Raw genomic sequence first — 17,213 nt, forward strand, 5'->3', positions numbered from 1 at the left:
CATCCGTTTCTCTGGGCGTTTGTATCCAAACCGCAGGAGTCTTCAGTGCGTATTTTATTTGCCTTTCTTATTGCCGCCGTTACGCTTTTCGGCGCAGCCAACCCCCGCGTTGTGCTGCAAACGACACAGGGGGAGATCACCCTCGAACTCTACCCCTCGGTCGCCCCTTTGGCGGTAGAGAATTTTACCACCCACGTCAAAAACGGCTATTACAACGGTCTAAGTTTCCACCGTATCATCAAAAACTTCATGATACAGGGAGGCGATCCCACCGGTACCGGTACAGGCGGCGAATCGATCTGGAAAAAACCGTTCAAAGACGAGTTCAAATCGGGGGTTGTGTTCGACCGTGCCGGAATTCTCGCGATGGCCAACGCCGGTCCCCGGACGAACGGAAGCCAGTTTTTCATCACCACCGCCCCTACTCCGTGGCTGAACGGCTATCATACGATCTTCGGACGGGTTGTCGGGGGGATGGATACGCTTGCCAAACTCAACAATGTCGCGACGAACGGCCAGCGCGGGGGAGACCGTCCCCTTCAGGCCCAAAAAATTCTCAAAGCGACCCTTCTTCCCTGACCCTCTGGGTGTCATCCCCCCTGCCGGGGCGACGTAACCGTTTTGTAACATTCACGTAATCGTTATGTAATATAATTACGTTTTCCATACCTAAACCAACGGAGCTTTAATGTTCTCTCGCGACAACCTCTTTTTCGGCGGTATATTTGTCCTTGCCACCGCCTTGTTCATGGTCTGGGGTTTTGATTACCTCCAAAACCACCACACCCTCTTTGTCCTGGCAACGCTGTTCGGGATTTTCATGGCGTTCAATATCGGAGGAAACGATGTGGCCAACTCCTTCGGAACGAGCGTCGGTGCCAAGACGCTGACCGTCAAACAGGCTCTCATCATCGCCGCCATTTTCGAACTCAGCGGTGCCATGCTCGCGGGAGCCGAAGTTACCAATACGATCCGAAAAGGGATCGTCGATCTCTCGGCGATGGATTTCGATCCGATGCTCCTCGTATTCGTCATGATGGGATCGTTGCTCTCCGCCGCGACATGGCTGCTGTTCGCATCGATGAAAGGATACCCCGTCTCGACGACCCATTCGATCGTCGGCGGGGTCCTGGGCGGTTCGATCGCACTGGGATACGCCACCATGAGTCAGGGGGAGAGTGTCTTCGATCTTGTCCACTGGGATCAGATCACCAAGATCGCGATCAGCTGGGTTGTCTCCCCGGTTCTTGGCGGTATGGCGTCGTACGCCATTTATTGGTACCTGAAAAAATACATCCTCGATTACAACGATACGGTTCAGGCTCATATCGATTCCATTAAAGAGCAGCTTGCGTCGCTCAAAGCCGATTACGACGAAGCGACCGCATCGGTCGAAGAAAAAGCACGTTACGAAGAACAGGTTCAGGAGCTCAATCGCCTCAAAAAGAAATCGAACGCCTTTTACGCCCTGCGTACCCACGCACCGCTTGTTGCGGCGTTCGGGGTTGCCATGATTGCCAGCATGCTCCTGTTCAAAGGGCTTAAACACGCCAATCTGGGTTTCAACGATGCCCAAATCTTTCTGTTAATCGCCACTTTTTCGACGTTGACATACGGCATCGTGTATGCGATTATCAAAGTGATGCACAAAGATACTCCGCATAAAGCGACGATGCGTCTTTTCAGTATGCTGCAGGTTCTGACCGCTTCGGCGTTCGCGTTCAGTCACGGTGCGAACGACATCGCAAATGCCATCGGGCCGTTTGCCGCGATCATCGACATTCTTGCCACCGGGCAGATCAATGCCGAATCCGCCGTTCCGGTTGCGGCAATGGCGACGTTCGGCATTGCCCTTGTCGCGGGACTCTGGTTTATCGGAAAAGAGGTAATTGATACGGTCGGAAGCCGCATCACCGAGATTTTCCCCGTCACCGGTTTCGCCGCGGAGCTTGGGGCAACGTTTATCATCATGCTCGCGACCGTGCTGGGGATCCCCGTTTCCTCGACGCACATCCTCGTCGGCGCCATCATCGGGATCGGTATGCTCAACCGCAATGCCAACTGGACTTTGATGAAACCGATTGCGCTCGCGTGGGTCATCACACTTCCGGCTGCCGCTTCGATGGCGGCACTGTTCTTTTTCCTCCTCAAACTCGCGTTCGGCTATTAAGCCGGACGGACCCCTTCTTCTCTTAGCCATCATCCCGACATCCCTTATCCCTTTGGGCACATCGCACTGCGGCATACGCTCGGATCGTATCCCGACGTCGCAACCGCAACGAGGCGTTCTCGTCGATGCCAAAACGCGAACGAGCACGGGAGACGAGCCAGCGGTGGAGAAAAAGGAGAAGAAACGAATGGGGAGGAAGCGTTCCCGTTCCGAAGGGGACGGGATTATTTCTGGAGCTTGCCCAGGGCGTCGAGAATGCTTTGCTGTTTGGCCGTGTCGACCGGGGTTTCGTTCGAAATGAACATATACAGTTCCACCCGGCGGTTTTTGGCCCGGTTGGCTTCACTGGTGTTAGGAGCGATCGGCTGGGCGGAGCCGAATCCTGCTGCCGAGAGACGTTCGGCGGCGACACCGTTCTCGATCAGCGCCCGTACGACCGACTCGGCTCTCCGGCTGGAAAGTTCGAGGTTGTCGCGGTGATTCGTCCCTTTGGGGACGGGGAGGTCATCGGTATAGCCCCGTACCGAGATATGAACGGTAGGAGGAAACATGTTAAGCAGATCGGCAATGCGTTTGATAAAAAGTCTCATCTCTTCGTTATCGATCGTCGTGCTCGATCCCCGGAAGGGAACCGTCGCGGGGAGTTTCAGGAGAACGCCGTCCATTGCCTGATCGAGCGCCCCCTCTCCCATCGACGCTTTTTGCAGCTCCTGCTGCAGATTGGCGATCGCTTCCATCGTCTCCTGATCGATGGGAGGCGTCCCTTCCAAAACGGCGCCCCCTTCCGAAACGGGCATCTCCCCGCTTGACTGCCCCGACGATTCGGTTTTGGTATCGGCTTCGCTCACCATGTTCACGACCGGGTTGATCGCTTCGGGAACCGGAGCGTAGTCGTAGATTTTGACGAATTCTTCCTTGACGGCCTGTACTTTTTCCTTGTTAACGGACGAAAGGGCATAAAGTGCGATAAAGAGCGCAAGCAGAAGGCTGAAAAAGTCGGCCGTCGGAACGGCCCATTTTTCCCCTGCGGGACACTCGGGACATTTTTTACATTTCTTTTTGCCCATTACGCTTGCCCGTTAGTTGAATTGACTGTGTTTCTCTTCGGCCGGAGAGAGGAAATTGAGCAGTTTGGCTTCGAGGGTACGGGGATTGTCGCCGTGAACGATCCCGATGATCCCCTCCAGCATCATTTTCTGTTCCTTGACGATGTGGTGCGATTTGGCCTTCATTTTCTGGCCGAACGGCCCGAGGAGGACGTACGCCGAGAAAATCCCCGTAACCGTCGCCGTAAACGCACCGGCGATACCGGCCGCCATCGCGGCGGGATCGTCGAGTTTCTGCAGTGCTAGAATGAGACCCATAACCGCACCGACAAGACCCATAACCGGAGAGGTTTCCCCCGCGAGGATCCAGTAATGGGCGCACCCGTGATAATATTCCTCGGTCTCTTCGATGACCAGTTCGAGCGCTTCAGCGATCGTATCGACTTCGTTTCCGTCGACAGCCATGCCCAGCCCCTGCTTTAAAAACTCGTTGTCGAGGTTGGCGACTTTTTGCTCAAGGGAGAGCAATCCGTCGCGTCGCGCCATGACCGCCAGACCGATGATCTCTTTGATCCGCTCTTCGAGGTTGACCGTCGATTTTTTAAAGACGATGGGGCCGAGATTTTTGAACGCCCCTTTGACGTAGGGACCGTCGGTCGCAACCATCGCGGCAAACATCGCCGTAGGGAAGATAATCAGCAACGACGAAATGTGAATCAGGTGGGCGGGATTCCCCCCCTCCAGTATGTCTCCGACCGAAAGAGACGTAATCGCCAGCAATATTCCCAATACAACCGTTAAATCCATTCAACACCCTCGCTTTTGTCTAATCGCACGCATCAAGATCATTAATTCTTCCGATAATTGTACCCATAAAAACTTTTAAATAGTTATGGTCTATATCGGCGAAAAAATGAATAAATGATTTTAATCGCGATCATTAAGAAAATTCCGCTCCCCATACTGGCCACGATAAACGCGTAATATTCATCGTGGGTGATGGCTCCGGCACCGTATCCGAGGGTCGCGATGGCCACCGTAAACGTCAGCGGCATCGAATCGCTGAGCGAAAACAAGACCGTGTTGCGAAACCCCAGATAGCCGCCGTAGGCGACAAACGAGCTGAGCAGGCGCACCCCGATGATCGCCCCGGCGATCGCCAACGCCAGCTGCAGGATTTTCGGATCGGTAAACGCATCCAGCGCCAGCGTCGAGCCGACGTGGATGAAAAAGATCGGCACCAGGAACCCGAAACCGAACGACGAAAGTTTCTCGGGAAGCTCGGTTTTGTGTTTGAAATAGGTCGCGATGAAAACGCCCGCCAAGAATGCGCCCAAAACGACGTCGATTTTGAGGTAGAGCATCACCGCGACCATGATAAACATCAGCGCCATGGAAAAGCGGACGTCCTGGTCTTTGCCGTCTTCATGGGGCATGATGAGGGTCTTGAGCCCAGGATACCACCAAAAAAGGATGCGGATTCCTTTGAAGAGCAGTACAAACGCAATAAGGAAAAGAAAAAGTCCTCCCAGCGTAAAGGCGAATTCGCGGTTGTATCCGTATTCGAGCCCTCCGCTGAGGATCGTAAGCGCCATGATACTCACCAGTTCCCCGATAATCCCGATGTTGAGCGCAAGCGCCAGCCACGGTTCGCTCTTCCCGTACTCTTTGACGAGGGCCATGAGCATTCCCAGTGAGAAGATCGGGAATGCGACCAGATAGACCGAACTGAGATCGAAATACAAAAACAGCGCCAACGAACAGGCATAAAGCATCACGAAATAGACGACGGTTCGGCGCAGGAGCGATTTTTTCTCGAAACCGAACGCTTTGAGGTTGACCTCCATCCCGGCCAGGAACATCAAGTACAAGAATCCGACCTTGGCGATAATCTTGAAGAGTTCGTTTTCGACGAGAAAGCCGAAATAGGCGGCCATGCTCCCCAGCAATATCTCGACGACGACAACGGGAATGCGGGTGACGCGCGACAAAAACGGCGAAAGGAGCACCAGTAACGAAAGGGTGATGATAACCGCGCTGTTGCTCATCCCTACCCTCTCAACGCTTTCCAGACCGCGATCGCCTGAACGTGCTCTTTCACGTCGTGAACCCGTAGAACCGTCGCCCCTTCTTCGAGTGCCTTGAGATGAACCGCGAGCGTCCCCGGCAGCCGTTCGGAAACCGCCGAAGGAGACAGCGCGTTGATCAGCGATTTTCGGCTGGCTCCGACGAGCAGCGGTTTGCCCAGCCGAAGAAAATGTTTTTGGTGGGTGATGAGGGCAAGATTGTCTTCGAGTCGTTTCCCAAAGCCGATCCCCGTGTCGAGAATGAGGTCGTTGATCCCGAATCGTTCGGCTTTTTCGATCCGTTCACGGAAAAACAGTTCGACCTCGTGAACGACCGATTCGTAGGTCGGGTTCTCCTGCATTGTCCTGGGGTCTCCCTGCATGTGCATCACGACCGCGGTAGCGCCGTACGTACCGCACAACCGTGCCACTTCGTCGTTGGCGAGTCCCGTGATGTCGTTGACGATCGAGAAACCTCTCTCCAGCGCGTAGGCGATGACCGAAGGTTCGTAACTGTCAAGGCTCAGCCGAACCCTCTCGTGAATTTTTTCACGGTACAACAGGTCGATCACGGGCGAAAGCCGCGCGAGCTCTTCGGCGGGGCTGACGCTTTCGCTGCCCGGACGGCTCGATACGCCTCCCAAATCGATGATGGAGGCCCCCTCTTCGATCATCGTCCGGATCTTCTCCAGTGCCGCTTCCCCCTGAAAACGGCTCTCGCGATGGAAGCTGTCATCGTTTGCGTTGACGATTCCCATGACCTGAACTTCAGGACGGAAAGGGAGTTTCAAAAAGCCCGACAGTTCGGCCGAAAGCTGTTTGAGTCCGAAGGGCTGGGCTTTTTCTTTCTGGATCAGTGCGGCGAGCTGCCGTTCGGTCGCAATGAGCAGCGCATCGACGCGCGGAGCGGACGCAGTGACGGTTCCCCTGGGGACCGCCAGATCGGCACCGACGCTAAGGGCGTCTTGTTTGAGGATATTGGCGGCGCCGACGTGGAGGTCGGAAATTTTGATCACATGGGAGGTTCCCTTGTCGGCGAGGATTGCAATCCCTCTGCCATCAACGCCCAGACGAACCAATTCGCGGCGAAGGTCGGTCGTATCCGAAAGTCTCTCAACGTACACGCTTCACCTCTTTGAGAAAATTCATCAGCACCATCACCAATACGCTCTGAAAACGGGTATTGAGTTCGATGAGGCGGATCGCTTTTTCGAACCCCTCAAGCTGGGACGCCGAAAGACTCAGTTGTTCGACGTGCACGGCCTGATGGGCCAGCCGCTCGATCAGTTCTTTGGCTTCATGCTTTTTGAGCCGATCGTTCTCTTTGACAAAGGAGAACATCGCCGAGAGGTCCAGTCGCCCCAATGTAATCGGCAGCGGTTCGTAGACGCGGCCCTCCCTTTCGACGCTCAGGCTCAGACGCGAGCGGACCGTCGGCAAAAAAGTGCTTTTGTTGGGGGCGAGGAGGACGAAAACGATGTTTCGCGGAGGTTCTTCGAGAATTTTGAGCAGGGCATTCTGCGCCGGTACGGTAAAACTTTTGGCTCCGAGGATGAGGGTTTTGGTTTGTGATTCGCTTTTGTAGGCTTCCGCGATCGCTTCCTTGGCGTCTTCGATCTTGAAATCGTCGCGCAGAAACGTCACGCACCGCAGGGGTCGCAACGATTCTTCGATCTGGGTACACCTCTCTTCGAGGCGTTCGGTGATGATGATGCCTCCCCGCTCACTCGTGAACATCAATCTCCCCGAACAGCATCGCGCCGAGCGTTTTGTCAAACAAACGGTAGAGCTGCAGCAGCTTGATGTCGATCAGCGGATCGAACGACCTCAGCCGCACCGCGTTCTGGAAACTCTCGTCCATGATCCACAGCAGGCTGCTGGCATTGCGTTTGGCGATGTCTGCGCGGCGTTCATCCCCTCTGCCGACGTACCAGAAGAAATATTCACCTTTGAAGGTGATGTCGAGCATGTCGGTGAGCGTATCGATCGCTTCGCCGCCGCTGATATGGTCGTAATGGGGAAAAAGCGCATCGATACAGACGATCGGAATCATCGGACGGTCCTGCATGCGCTTGTTGAGCGACGAGGTGATGTAGTGGGCGAACCACTTTCGATCGTGATCGGTGATGAGGACGATACTTTTCCCCTCCATCACCTGTTCAAGGGCATTGGCAACGGCCGGAGTCCACTCGAAACGCTGTTCTTCGAACCAGCTCATCGCCGCCCCTTCGGAGCGGATCGAATCCAACGTCCATTGATCGAAACGGCGCACTTACTGATCCAGTGAATAAGCGCTGTGCAGCGAGCGCACGGCCAGCTCCGCGTATTTCTCGTCGATCACCATGGATACTTTGATTTCGGAGGTAGAGATCATCATGATGTTGATGTTTTCGGAAGCCATCGTCTGAAACGCCTTGGCCGCTACACCCGTATGGGATTTCATGCCGACGCCGACGATCGATACTTTACAGATCCGCTCGTCGTAGCTCGCTTCGCTGATTTCCCCTTCGGAGATAAAGGTTTCGACCACTTTTTTCGCATCGATCAACTCGGTTTTCGGAACGGTAAAATCGAGATTCGTTTTACCGTCGTGGCCGAGGGTCTGGATAATCATATCGATGTTGACGCTGTTGTCGGCGAGACGGGTAAAAATATCCGAGGCGATCCCCGGACGGTCGATAACGCCGCCGAGTGAAACGCGTGCCTGGTTTTTATCGAGTGCGATACCGCTGACAAGTGGTTTTTCCATAATATTCTCTTCCTTTGTAATTAATGTCCCTTCCGCCTTACTGAAGCTGGAACGGGTAACGAGGTTGACGTTGAGTTTTTTGGCCAGTTCGACGGAGCGGTTCTGGAGAACTTTGGCCCCCAGGGATGCCAGTTCGAGCATCTCGTCGTAACTGATCTTGTCCATTTTGCGGGCTTTGGGCTCGATCCGCGGGTCGGTGGTGTAGATACCGTCGACGTCGGTATAAATTTCACACAGGTCCGCTTCCAGCGCGCCGGCAATCGCAACCGCCGAAAGATCCGATCCTCCGCGTCCGAGCGTCGTGACGTTCCCTTCTTCGGTAACTCCCTGGAAACCGGCAACGACGACGACCTTCCCTTCTGCGAGTTCGGCGTGCATGGCGGCGGGATCGATCGTTTCGATCCGCGCTTTCGTGTGAACGGCGTCGGTGACGATCCCGGCTTTACGGCCGCTCATCGATACCGCTTTATGCCCCATGGCATTGAGGGCGATCGAAAGGAGGGCCGCCGTAACGCGTTCGCCCGAGCTAAGGAGCATATCGACTTCGCGGCGTTCGGGCGAGTCGGTATAGTGTTCGGCATACGCGATCAGTTTGTTGGTCTCACCGCTCATCGCCGAAACGACGACGACGACTTTGTGCCCCTCTTTGAGGGTTTCAGAAACCCGGTTCGCGACGTTTTGGATCCGTTCCAGATCCCCGACGCTGGTTCCGCCGAATTTTTGTACGATTAGCATTACAGGTACCCCTTGGCTCTAAAATGGGAAATCACTTGTTCATAGACCGCTTTTTTGAAATGGGCGATGTGGTCGAACAGTTCATCGACCCCGACGAAACGGTAACGTTTGAATTCGGGGTGTTTGGTATCCAGATCGATCTTGGCTCCGGGTTTCAGCCGCACGAGGTAATAGCGCTGCTTCTGCCCCGCATACGGCGCCATTTTGGCGGCAATGTGGGGTGGAAAATCATACGCGATCCAATCGGGATATTCGGCGATGATCTCGACTTTTTTCGTCCCAATCTCCTCTTTGAGTTCACGGAAAAGGGCTTCTTCGCTCGATTCCCCCTCGTCGATCCCTCCCTGCGGAAACTGCCATACCCCTTCCAAATCGGTGCGCTCGGCGATAAAAATCTGCTTCGTTTCGGGATACTCACTCGAAACGATGATCGCCGCGACGTTCGGCCGGTAGAACAAATTATGTGTCATTCACCATCTTTACATTTTTTTGAGGGGATATTGTAAACTATTCGCCATTAAATAAGTATAATTCCCCATGCTTTTGTACATTCATATCCCTTTTTGCGACAGCAAATGTTCCTATTGCGCCTTTAATTCCTACGTCGACAAATTTTCTCTCCGCAAAAAGTACATGGACGCTCTCCTTGTACAGCTCGAACGGGAACTCGAACGGTTCGGAACGACGATTCAAAAGGGGATCGAGACGGTATTCATCGGCGGAGGAACCCCCTCGACCGTCGACGCTTCGCTGTACGCGCCGCTGTTTGCGAAAATCCGGCCGTTTCTGGCGCAAAAATGCGAAATCACGTCCGAAGCCAACCCCAACAGCGCCACCCCGGAGTGGCTGAGAGGGATGAGAGAACTGGGGGTCAACCGTGTGAGCTTCGGCGTTCAAAGCTTTGACGACGCCAAACTCGCCGCCCTCGGCCGCGCCCACAACGGCGCCCAGGCGACCGGCGCGATCCGCAACGCCGCACAAATCGGGTTCGAGCATCTCTCGCTCGATCTGATCTACGGCGTCGCGGGAGACACTCGTCCCCTTTTGGAACGGGACGTCACGACGGCCTTTTCGCTTCCGATCGACCACATCAGCCTCTATGCGCTGACGATCGAAGAGTCGACCGCTTTCGAAAAAACCCCCGAAAAAGCGCTCGAAGAACTCGACCTCACGCGGTGGCTTTTCCAAGAGATCGCCCTGCGGGGGTTCGAACAGTACGAGATCTCCAATTTCGGACGCTACCGGTGCCGGCACAACCTCGGATACTGGGAGCACAAGCCCTACATCGGACTGGGCAGCGGCGCGGTCGGCTTTTTGGAGAACCGCCGGTTTTATCCCCCGAGCGGCATCGAAACCTACATCGCCGATCCTCTCGCCGAACACGTCGAGGAGCTTTCGTCCAACGATCTTCTCAGCGAAAAACTTTTTTTGGGAATGCGCAGCGCGATCGGCATCGATACCGGGATACTTACCGCCGTACAGAAAAAAGAGGCCGACATTCTGCTCCGCTCCGGCCTCCTCGAAGAACGCGAAGGGCGTTTGTACAATACCGACTTCCTGCTTGCGGACGAAATCGCGCTGCGGATCGAGGGATTTTAGATCCTCCGTTCAGGGGTTTTAAACTTTGTTTCGATAAAATCTCCCGATTATTACCTTAGTTATTAGGATTGAGCGCATGTTTGGAATGGGTCTGGGGGAGATTTTCCTCATCATTATTATTGCGATCCTCTTTTTGGGACCGGACAAGCTTCCGACGACGATGGTCGAAATCGCAAAATTTTTCCGCCAGGTCAAAGGGACGGTAAGTTCCGCGCGTGCCACCCTCGAAGAGGAGATGAAGCTCTCCGAGATGAAGGAAAAAGCCCTCGATTATAAACGCGAACTGACCGATGCGAGCGCCGAGCTCGAGCGTCTTACCAACGTGACCGAAATCGGCAGCGAACTCGCTTCGGTGAAAAACGACCTGAACCTCAATACCCCCGAACCCGCACCCTCGGCCCCGAAAGAACCCGAAGTGATTACGTTCGCCCCGAAATCCAAAGATTCCAAACCCGCTGAAACCAAAACCGAAGAGAATGCCTGATGTTTGACGATTTGAAACCCCACCTCGCCGAGCTGCGCAAGCGGCTGGGCATCAGCGTCGCGACCGTGATCGTAATGTTTTTCGTGATGTTCAATTTCCACGAGCCGATCCTCTCTTGGCTCACCGCACCGCTCAACGAAGCCCTCGCTTCGGTAGGGAAAGTTTCCAAAAACGCCGCGGAAGGAATGGTAACGACGACACAGGTCGGAGGAACCTTTTTCGTCGCGATGAAAGTCGCCTTTTTCGGAGGTCTCCTCGCGTCGCTGCCGGTGATTCTGGCGCAAATGTGGCTTTTTATTTCGCCGGGCCTCTACGAAAACGAGAAAAAGATGCTCTACCCTTTTATTTTCGGGGGTACCATCATGTTCGTGGCGGGGGCGCTGTTTGCCTACTATGTCGTCACGCCGCTGGGATTTGAATTCCTCATTGCCTTCGGGGCGTTCGAATTCGTCCCGTTGATCAACATCGAAGACTACATCGATTTCTTCACCAAGATCATGTTCGGTTTCGGCCTCGCGTTCGAGCTTCCCGTCATTTGCTATTTTCTCGCACTCCTGGGGCTTATCGACGACCGGATGATGACCGCTTTTTTCCGTTACGCGATCGTACTGATCTTTATTATTTCGGCGATTCTGACCCCGCCGGACGTTATGACCCAGATCCTGATGGCCATCCCCCTCACCTTCTTGTACGGGATTTCGATCCTGATTGTCCGTGCGGTCAACCCTGCCCCGAAAGAAGAACCCTACATTGCCGAAGATGAAGAAGAGACAATTGACTAAATGCTCAATCCTCTTCTGACGTCGAGCTACGACTATGAGCTTCCCGAAGAGCTTATAGCCTCTTTCCCCGTCTCCCCGCGCGAACACGCAAAACTTCTTGTTTACAACCGCAGCGATCGCTCCATCACGCACACCCGTTTCGATAAAATCGACGATTTTCTCCCGGAAAACTGTGCGATCATTTTCAATGACACCAAAGTCATCAAAGCCCGTCTTTACGGGCATAAAGAATCGGGCGGAGCAATAGAGCTGCTGATCAACCGCCCGCTGGACGCCTATCGGATCAACGTTTACGTCCGGGGACGGGTCAAGGAAGGGACGAAACTTCTATTTGAACGCGATCTTGTCGCCGTTGTTGTGAAACTACATGAAGACGGCTCCCGTGACGTCGAATTTTCCCTCGGGGGACAACGTCTGCGGTTTGAAGAGCTACTTCCCCTGCTCGACGAAATCGGTCATATCCCCCTTCCCCCCTACCTCGGACGCGAAGACAACAGCGAAGACGAGCGGGAGTACCAGAGCGTCTTTGCACGTCAAGAAGGGGCCGTCGCCGCCCCGACGGCATCGCTGCACTTCAGCGACGAACTCTTCCGCGCGGTATGCGCGCGCCATCCGCACGCCTTCGTCACCCTTCACGTCGGCTCGGGAACCTTCAAACCCGTCGAAGTCGAAAAGATCACGGATCACCCGATGCACTCGGAGTATTTTGCCATCGGCGACGCGGCGTACAATCTTATCCGCGGTGATGCCCCCCTGCTCTGCGTCGGAACGACTTCGACCCGCACGGTCGAGTACCATGTCCGCACCCGCGAGCGCGAGGGGGAGGCAAACCTCTTTTTGCACCCGAACAATCCGCCCCTTCGGGTCAACCATCTTTTGACCAATTTTCACCTTCCGCAGTCGACGCTGCTGATGCTCGTCGCTTCGTTCGTCGGCCTCGAAGAGACCCACCGCATCTATGCCGAAGCGATTGAACAGAAATACCGCTTTTTTTCTTACGGCGATGCCATGCTTATACTCTAAATCAATTCTGTTTATGATAAAATAGTGATATTCCTTCACCAAGGCTTATCATGTTTAACCGCAGACATTTTCTCGGCGCCGGCCTGATCCTCGGCGCTTCTTCTCTCTTTGGCAAAGAGTCCTCTTCCAAAATCATCACCGATGCCAAGGAATTTGTCCCTCCCCACATTGCGTTTCCCCAAAAGAAACCTCTCAAGACAATCTCGGACCGTCCGCCGCTGCTCGAATCGCCGCGCGATATTTTCACCCAGGCGATCACCCCCAACGACCAGTTCTTCGTCCGGTGGCATATGCCCGACATTCCGACCTACATCGATCTGGCGGAGTTTCGCCTCGAAGTCAAAGGATCCGTCGAGACTCCCCTCTCTTTGAGCGTTGACGATCTGAAAAGCAAATTCGAGCCCGTACAGATCACCTCGGTCCTCCAGTGCGGCGGCAACAGTCGCAAATACTACGCCGCCAGCGGGCAGGCGACGCACGGCGTGCAGTGGGGCCACGGAGCGATGGGCAGTGCCGTCTGGAAAGGGGTCCGCCTCAAAGACATCCTCCACCGTGCAGGGGTCAAAGGAAGTGCCAAGTGGGTGGGCGTCAACGGCCTCGAAAAACCGGCGATGGACGCCACGCCCAAATTTTTCCGTGAAATGGCGATCGACGAGGCCCTCAGCGGCGAACTGATCGTCGCCTACGAAATGAACGGCGAAGACCTCCCCTACCTCAACGGCTTTCCGCTGCGCCTCGTCATCCCCGGCCATTTCTCCGACAGCTGGGTCAAAATGCTGAGTGAAATTACCGTTTTCGACGAGTATCAAAACAGCTTTTTCATGGACGTCGCCTACACCGTTCCCGACAACGACTGCGAATGCGTCGTTTCGGGAAGCGACTTCGAGTACAAACGCAAACCGATCGCGGAAATGAAAGTCAAATCGGTCATCGGCTATCCGACGCCCGGCACCGTGATCAAAAAAGGTTCGCGCGTCAAGGTGACCGGGGTCGCCTTCGATCAGGGGAAAGGGATCAAAGAGGTGATGATCTCCGTCGACGGCGGCAAAAGCTGGAGTGCGACGGCGCTACAAAAAGACTACGGTAAATACGCCTACCGTCAATGGGTATACGAATGGGAACCCAAAACCAAAGGGGCCCATACGATCATGGTGCGCGCCATCAACCGCATCGGCAACATCCAGCCGCAGGCGCATGAAATCGGCTGGAATGCCGGCGGATACCAATACAACGCCGTTGACGCCGTCAGCGTGCAAATCGTGTAAGGAGCGATCATGAAAAAATTCCCGTTGCTTGCCCTGTTGCTTGCCGCTTCACTAAACGCCCAGGTGGCCAAACCGATCGAAATGCCTTACGTCGATTATCCGATGGTCAAAGGGGACCACGACGAAGTGGCCCAACAATACTGCCTTATCTGCCACTCCTGGGGATACATCCTCAACCAGGGGAAAAAAAGCCGCCCGTACTGGACCGGTACCGTCCAAAAAATGGTCAATGAATTCAAAGCCCCCATCGGCAAGGAAGATCAGCAGATCATCGTCAACTACCTCGTCAAACACTACGGGTACGAAAGCTCGGCTCAACACTGAGCCGAACCCCTCTCAAACCGGGTAAACCCTTCCGTTTCTTACCTCGATCATGCCCCCCAGTTCCGCTTCGAATATTTCCGCAGGATACACCGTAACCGCTTCTTCGTACGTCGGTCCGTTCCGGCAATAGGCGATAAACGGGGTATCTTCGATCCGCTGACGCGATACACGGCTCAGTGATTCGACGAACCGATCAATGTCCTCGATTGCCGTTGCTTTGTTCTGGGCCAAAAGCCGCCGAGTCCCCCCGCTTTCTCCCAGCCGATGGGGCAGCACGTAGATCGGCTTCCCCATTGCCAACGCGTATTCGGCGCTGCGCATACTTCCGCTGTCGGGTTCGGCTTCGGCGATGACGAGTGCCGAACCCAGCGCAACGACGATTTCGTTGCGCGCCACGAAGCTCCACTCGCGCGCTTCGAATCCCGGTTCGAAATGGCTCAGCACCAGTCCTTGGGTAGCGATCGATTCGATCAGATCACGGTTCGAAGAAGGATAATGTCGGTCAATCCCGCACGGGAGGACCGCAACGGTACGGTTTACTCCCGCCCCTTCATGCGCGACGCGGTCAATCCCCGTTGCGGCACCGCTGATAATCGTCATTCCCGACTGTGAAAGCTTTCTGGAAAGTTCGAAAACCGCGCTACGGGCGTATTGCCCCGCGCGGCGGCTTCCCACGATCGATATTTTGGGAGTTTCGAGCAGTTCAAGCGAACCGCGGTAATAGAGTGTACGGGGATAGCGTTTCATCGATTCGAGTTCGGCGATCACGCCGGGTACGGTATTCACGATCCTCTCTCCTGGATGCTTTGGCAATACTATAGCCAAAACATTCCGTAAAGGGAAAATTATGTCAGGATGTCAAATTTGGTCGATCCCGACCAGCCGCACTTCCCCCAGCACCTCTTTGGACTCTCTCAGCGCGCGGATCGTGTCGGGACGCGGATGCCCGATGGCGACCGCGGTGCCGTGACGCTTGGCTTTTTCGACCGCTTCACGGATTTGGCGTTTCACGTTCGCAACGCCGCTTTGATGATCCAAAAAGACGTCTCGCCCGATGTAGCGCATCCCGTGTTTGGAAGCTGCCTGCGGCACTTTGCTTTTGGGTGTCGTGCGGCTGTCGACAAAGATGATCCCCTCTTTCTTTAACACCCCGATCAGTTTTTCCATCGCTTCGGAGTCGGCGGTATACTTCGATCCCGTGTGGTTGTTCATGTAGCGGACGTTGGGGTAGAGCTGTTTGAGCTGTGCGATTCTTTGGGCGATCTGTGCTTCCGAATCGCCCTGGCGAAGGGTGGAGGGTTCTTCGTCGTCGAAATGTTCCGCTTCCAGCGGAAGATGGACCATGTAGCCGTTTTCTCCCCGCGCCAGATCAGCCGATCCGGGATGGCGCGAGCTGGGGGGGAGAAACGACATCACAAGCGGCAGGCCGGTGGAACGGATCGCCCTGACATCGCGTTCGTACGACACGTCGTCGATGATGATGACCAGTTTCGCCCCGCTGCCCGAGGGGACTTTGGGACGGGTGTATGCCGGGGGGGGAGACGCTTTGGGCTCTTTGGGGGCATACTCGTGCTGGGGTTCGAGAGCACGCAGAGGACGCTCTTCTTCGAGCACCGTCTGCAGTTCCTTCTTCAAACGGCGTATCTCCTCTTCGCGTTTTCCCGCTTCGAGCCCGGTCGCTTCGTCGATCGAGGTGATCATTTTTATCTCATCGATAAGCTGGCGTGTCTGTTCCCTCTCACGGGTCAGTTCCCCCTCCATCTGCCCGTACCCGATGTAATATCCCACAAACAGCGAAAGGATACATAAGAGGGCGACGGCCAGAGCCAGGGCGATACGTTTGAGCCAGATACGAGGAAACGGGGAAGGAGTTTTGTGCATCGAAGGGAAAACCCCTGTAGTGGTGTGCGGGGCGCGTGCCCCGAAGAATCAGTTTTTGGACTGGTCGACGATTTTGTTCGCTTTAATCCACGGCATCATCGCGCGGAGGCGCTCACCCGTCACTTCGACAGGATGGGCAGCCAGGTTTTTGCGCTCGGCGTTCATGCGCGGATAACCCGCCTGTCCTTCGAGGACGAAGTCTTTGGCGAACTGGCCGTTCTGGATCTCTTTGAGAACCTGGCGCATCGCTTTTTTCGACTCTTCGTTGATGACGCGGGGACCGGAAACCATATCGCCGTACTCGGCGGTGTTGGAGATCGAATAACGCATATCTTTGATACCGCCTTCGAAAATCAGGTCGACGATCAGTTTCATTTCGTGCAGACACTCGAAATACGCCATCTCTTCAGGATAACCCGCTTCGACAAGGGTTTCGAATCCGGCCTGGATCAGGGCAGAGACACCGCCGCAAAGAACCGCCTGCTCACCGAAAAGATCGGTTTCGGTTTCGTCTTTGAACGTCGTTTCGATGATACCCGTACGGCCGCCGCCGATTGCCGAAGCATACGAAAGGGCAAGTTCTTTCGTGTTTCCGCTCGGATCCGCGTAAACGGCGATCAGATCGGGGATACCGCCGCCTTTGACGAACTCGCTGCGAACGGTATGTCCGGGTGCTTTAGGGGCAACCATCATAACGTTGATGTCTTTGGCCGGGATGATGCGTCCGTAGTGGATGCTGAACCCGTGTCCGAAAGCGATCGTCGCACCGCTTTTGAGGTTCGGAGCGATTTCGTTTTTGTAGATTTCCGCCTGGTTTTCATCCGGGAGAAGGATCATAACGACATCGGCGTACGCAGATGCTTCGGCGACCGTCATAACTTTGAACCCTTTTGCTTCCGCTTTCGTCCATGAGCTTCCGTCCTTGCGAAGACCGATAACGACTTCGACGCCGCTGTCACGGAGGTTTTCCGCATGTGCGTGACCCTGTGATCCGAAACCGATCATCGCCACTTTTTTGCTTTTGATGAGTGCCGTATTGCAATCTTTGTCGTAGTAAACGTTCAATGCCATAAAGGTATCCTTGAGTAA

The 17,213-nt window shown here is 54.9% G+C and carries 19 protein-coding genes; 8 read left to right on the forward strand and 11 right to left on the reverse strand.

What is annotated here, in order from left to right; translation table 11 throughout:
• The first annotated feature begins 45 nt into the window (after nt 1-45).
• Together AB1763_00485 and AB1763_00490 are read left to right on the forward strand one after the other, a co-directional pair.
• Nucleotides 46-579 carry a peptidylprolyl isomerase gene (locus tag AB1763_00485; GenBank protein MEW5831298.1) on the forward strand — a complete coding sequence of 178 codons (534 nt, stop codon included), beginning with the start codon at nt 46-48 and terminating at the stop codon, nt 577-579.
• A gap of 109 nt (nt 580-688) precedes the next feature.
• The gene (locus tag AB1763_00490; protein MEW5831299.1) at nt 689-2,170 is read left to right on the forward strand and encodes an inorganic phosphate transporter; all 1,482 of its coding nucleotides are present in this window, start codon (nt 689-691) and stop codon (nt 2,168-2,170) included.
• Between the two features lie 224 nt (nt 2,171-2,394).
• Here the strand turns inward: AB1763_00490 and motB are convergent, their stop codons facing one another.
• The 8 genes from motB to AB1763_00530 form a co-directional block, all read right to left on the reverse strand.
• A complete protein-coding gene (motB, locus tag AB1763_00495; GenBank protein ID MEW5831300.1) occupies nt 2,395-3,237 on the reverse strand; it encodes a flagellar motor protein MotB in 843 nt (280 codons plus the stop codon).
• A gap of 12 nt (nt 3,238-3,249) precedes the next feature.
• Nucleotides 3,250-4,023, reverse strand: a complete 774-nt coding sequence (gene motA / locus AB1763_00500) for a flagellar motor stator protein MotA (GenBank protein ID MEW5831301.1) — start codon at nt 4,021-4,023, stop codon at nt 3,250-3,252.
• Between the two features lie 83 nt (nt 4,024-4,106).
• Entirely contained in the window at nt 4,107-5,264 is a 1,158-nt protein-coding gene (locus tag AB1763_00505; GenBank protein ID MEW5831302.1) for a cation:proton antiporter, read from the reverse strand.
• Nucleotides 5,265-5,266: 2 nt separating this feature from the next.
• Nucleotides 5,267-6,406: a dihydropteroate synthase gene (folP, locus tag AB1763_00510; protein MEW5831303.1), complete on the reverse strand. Its 1,140-nt coding sequence runs from the start codon at nt 6,404-6,406 to the stop codon at nt 5,267-5,269.
• The gene (locus AB1763_00515; protein ID MEW5831304.1) at nt 6,396-7,019 is read right to left on the reverse strand and encodes a DNA polymerase III subunit delta'; all 624 of its coding nucleotides are present in this window, start codon (nt 7,017-7,019) and stop codon (nt 6,396-6,398) included. Before AB1763_00515 ends, folP begins: the two co-directional genes overlap by 11 nt.
• Nucleotides 7,006-7,554, reverse strand: coding sequence for a HobA family DNA replication regulator (locus AB1763_00520; GenBank protein MEW5831305.1), 549 nt, complete (start codon nt 7,552-7,554; stop codon nt 7,006-7,008). The genes AB1763_00515 and AB1763_00520 overlap by 14 nt, the downstream gene beginning before the upstream one ends.
• A complete protein-coding gene (locus tag AB1763_00525) occupies nt 7,555-8,766 on the reverse strand; it encodes an aspartate kinase (protein MEW5831306.1) in 1,212 nt (403 codons plus the stop codon). It lies immediately after the preceding gene.
• Nucleotides 8,766-9,236: an RNA pyrophosphohydrolase gene (locus AB1763_00530; GenBank protein MEW5831307.1), complete on the reverse strand. Its 471-nt coding sequence runs from the start codon at nt 9,234-9,236 to the stop codon at nt 8,766-8,768. The genes AB1763_00525 and AB1763_00530 overlap by 1 nt, the downstream gene beginning before the upstream one ends.
• Before the next feature lie 67 nt (nt 9,237-9,303).
• Here AB1763_00530 and hemW point away from each other — a divergent pair, with 67 nt between their 5' ends.
• The 6 genes from hemW to AB1763_00560 all read left to right on the forward strand — a co-directional run bounded on the left by hemW (nt 9,304) and on the right by AB1763_00560 (nt 14,243).
• Nucleotides 9,304-10,365, forward strand: a complete 1,062-nt coding sequence (hemW, locus tag AB1763_00535) for a radical SAM family heme chaperone HemW (GenBank protein ID MEW5831308.1) — start codon at nt 9,304-9,306, stop codon at nt 10,363-10,365.
• 76 nt (nt 10,366-10,441) lie between these two features.
• The gene (gene tatB / locus AB1763_00540) at nt 10,442-10,849 is read left to right on the forward strand and encodes a Sec-independent protein translocase protein TatB (GenBank protein MEW5831309.1); all 408 of its coding nucleotides are present in this window, start codon (nt 10,442-10,444) and stop codon (nt 10,847-10,849) included.
• Nucleotides 10,849-11,631, forward strand: coding sequence for a twin-arginine translocase subunit TatC (gene tatC / locus AB1763_00545; GenBank protein ID MEW5831310.1), 783 nt, complete (start codon nt 10,849-10,851; stop codon nt 11,629-11,631). The genes tatB and tatC overlap by 1 nt, the downstream gene beginning before the upstream one ends.
• Nucleotides 11,632-12,654 carry a tRNA preQ1(34) S-adenosylmethionine ribosyltransferase-isomerase QueA gene (gene queA, locus AB1763_00550; GenBank protein ID MEW5831311.1) on the forward strand — a complete coding sequence of 341 codons (1,023 nt, stop codon included), beginning with the start codon at nt 11,632-11,634 and terminating at the stop codon, nt 12,652-12,654.
• A gap of 50 nt (nt 12,655-12,704) precedes the next feature.
• Nucleotides 12,705-13,919 (forward strand): molybdopterin-dependent oxidoreductase, encoded by a 1,215-nt coding sequence (locus AB1763_00555; protein MEW5831312.1) that lies wholly within the window; start codon nt 12,705-12,707, stop codon nt 13,917-13,919.
• A 9-nt stretch (nt 13,920-13,928) separates the two neighbouring features.
• The gene (locus tag AB1763_00560; protein MEW5831313.1) at nt 13,929-14,243 is read left to right on the forward strand and encodes a sulfite:cytochrome C oxidoreductase subunit B; all 315 of its coding nucleotides are present in this window, start codon (nt 13,929-13,931) and stop codon (nt 14,241-14,243) included.
• Nucleotides 14,244-14,255: 12 nt separating this feature from the next.
• Here the strand turns inward: AB1763_00560 and AB1763_00565 are convergent, their stop codons facing one another.
• The 3 genes from AB1763_00565 to ilvC form a co-directional block, all read right to left on the reverse strand.
• Nucleotides 14,256-15,029 (reverse strand): DNA-processing protein DprA, encoded by a 774-nt coding sequence (locus AB1763_00565; GenBank protein ID MEW5831314.1) that lies wholly within the window; start codon nt 15,027-15,029, stop codon nt 14,256-14,258.
• Between the two features lie 72 nt (nt 15,030-15,101).
• Entirely contained in the window at nt 15,102-16,124 is a 1,023-nt protein-coding gene (locus tag AB1763_00570) for a divergent polysaccharide deacetylase family protein (protein ID MEW5831315.1), read from the reverse strand.
• Between the two features lie 48 nt (nt 16,125-16,172).
• Nucleotides 16,173-17,195, reverse strand: coding sequence for a ketol-acid reductoisomerase (gene ilvC / locus AB1763_00575; protein MEW5831316.1), 1,023 nt, complete (start codon nt 17,193-17,195; stop codon nt 16,173-16,175).
• Nucleotides 17,196-17,213: the final 18 nt, after the last annotated feature.

This window comes from Campylobacterota bacterium (assembly GCA_040752835.1).
Lineage (GTDB): Bacteria > Campylobacterota > Campylobacteria > Campylobacterales > Sulfurimonadaceae > Sulfuricurvum.

Excerpts from the sequence above, each read along its gene's own strand:
- motB (MEW5831300.1), bottom strand. The coding sequence starts at position 3,237 with ATGGGCAAAAAGAAATGTAAAAAATGTCCCGAGTGTCCCGCAGGGGAA.
- ilvC (MEW5831316.1), bottom strand. The coding sequence starts at position 17,195 with ATGGCATTGAACGTTTACTACGACAAAGATTGCAATACGGCACTCATC.
- AB1763_00555 (MEW5831312.1), top strand. The coding sequence starts at position 12,705 with ATGTTTAACCGCAGACATTTTCTCGGCGCCGGCCTGATCCTCGGCGCT.
- AB1763_00505 (MEW5831302.1), bottom strand. The coding sequence starts at position 5,264 with ATGAGCAACAGCGCGGTTATCATCACCCTTTCGTTACTGGTGCTCCTT.
- queA (MEW5831311.1), top strand. The coding sequence starts at position 11,632 with ATGCTCAATCCTCTTCTGACGTCGAGCTACGACTATGAGCTTCCCGAA.
- AB1763_00530 (MEW5831307.1), bottom strand. The coding sequence starts at position 9,236 with ATGACACATAATTTGTTCTACCGGCCGAACGTCGCGGCGATCATCGTT.
- hemW (MEW5831308.1), top strand. The coding sequence starts at position 9,304 with ATGCTTTTGTACATTCATATCCCTTTTTGCGACAGCAAATGTTCCTAT.
- AB1763_00515 (MEW5831304.1), bottom strand. The coding sequence starts at position 7,019 with ATGTTCACGAGTGAGCGGGGAGGCATCATCATCACCGAACGCCTCGAA.
- AB1763_00490 (MEW5831299.1), top strand. The coding sequence starts at position 689 with ATGTTCTCTCGCGACAACCTCTTTTTCGGCGGTATATTTGTCCTTGCC.
- AB1763_00525 (MEW5831306.1), bottom strand. The coding sequence starts at position 8,766 with ATGCTAATCGTACAAAAATTCGGCGGAACCAGCGTCGGGGATCTGGAA.
- tatB (MEW5831309.1), top strand. The coding sequence starts at position 10,442 with ATGTTTGGAATGGGTCTGGGGGAGATTTTCCTCATCATTATTATTGCG.
- tatC (MEW5831310.1), top strand. The coding sequence starts at position 10,849 with ATGTTTGACGATTTGAAACCCCACCTCGCCGAGCTGCGCAAGCGGCTG.
- AB1763_00570 (MEW5831315.1), bottom strand. The coding sequence starts at position 16,124 with ATGCACAAAACTCCTTCCCCGTTTCCTCGTATCTGGCTCAAACGTATC.
- motA (MEW5831301.1), bottom strand. The coding sequence starts at position 4,023 with ATGGATTTAACGGTTGTATTGGGAATATTGCTGGCGATTACGTCTCTT.
- AB1763_00560 (MEW5831313.1), top strand. The coding sequence starts at position 13,929 with ATGAAAAAATTCCCGTTGCTTGCCCTGTTGCTTGCCGCTTCACTAAAC.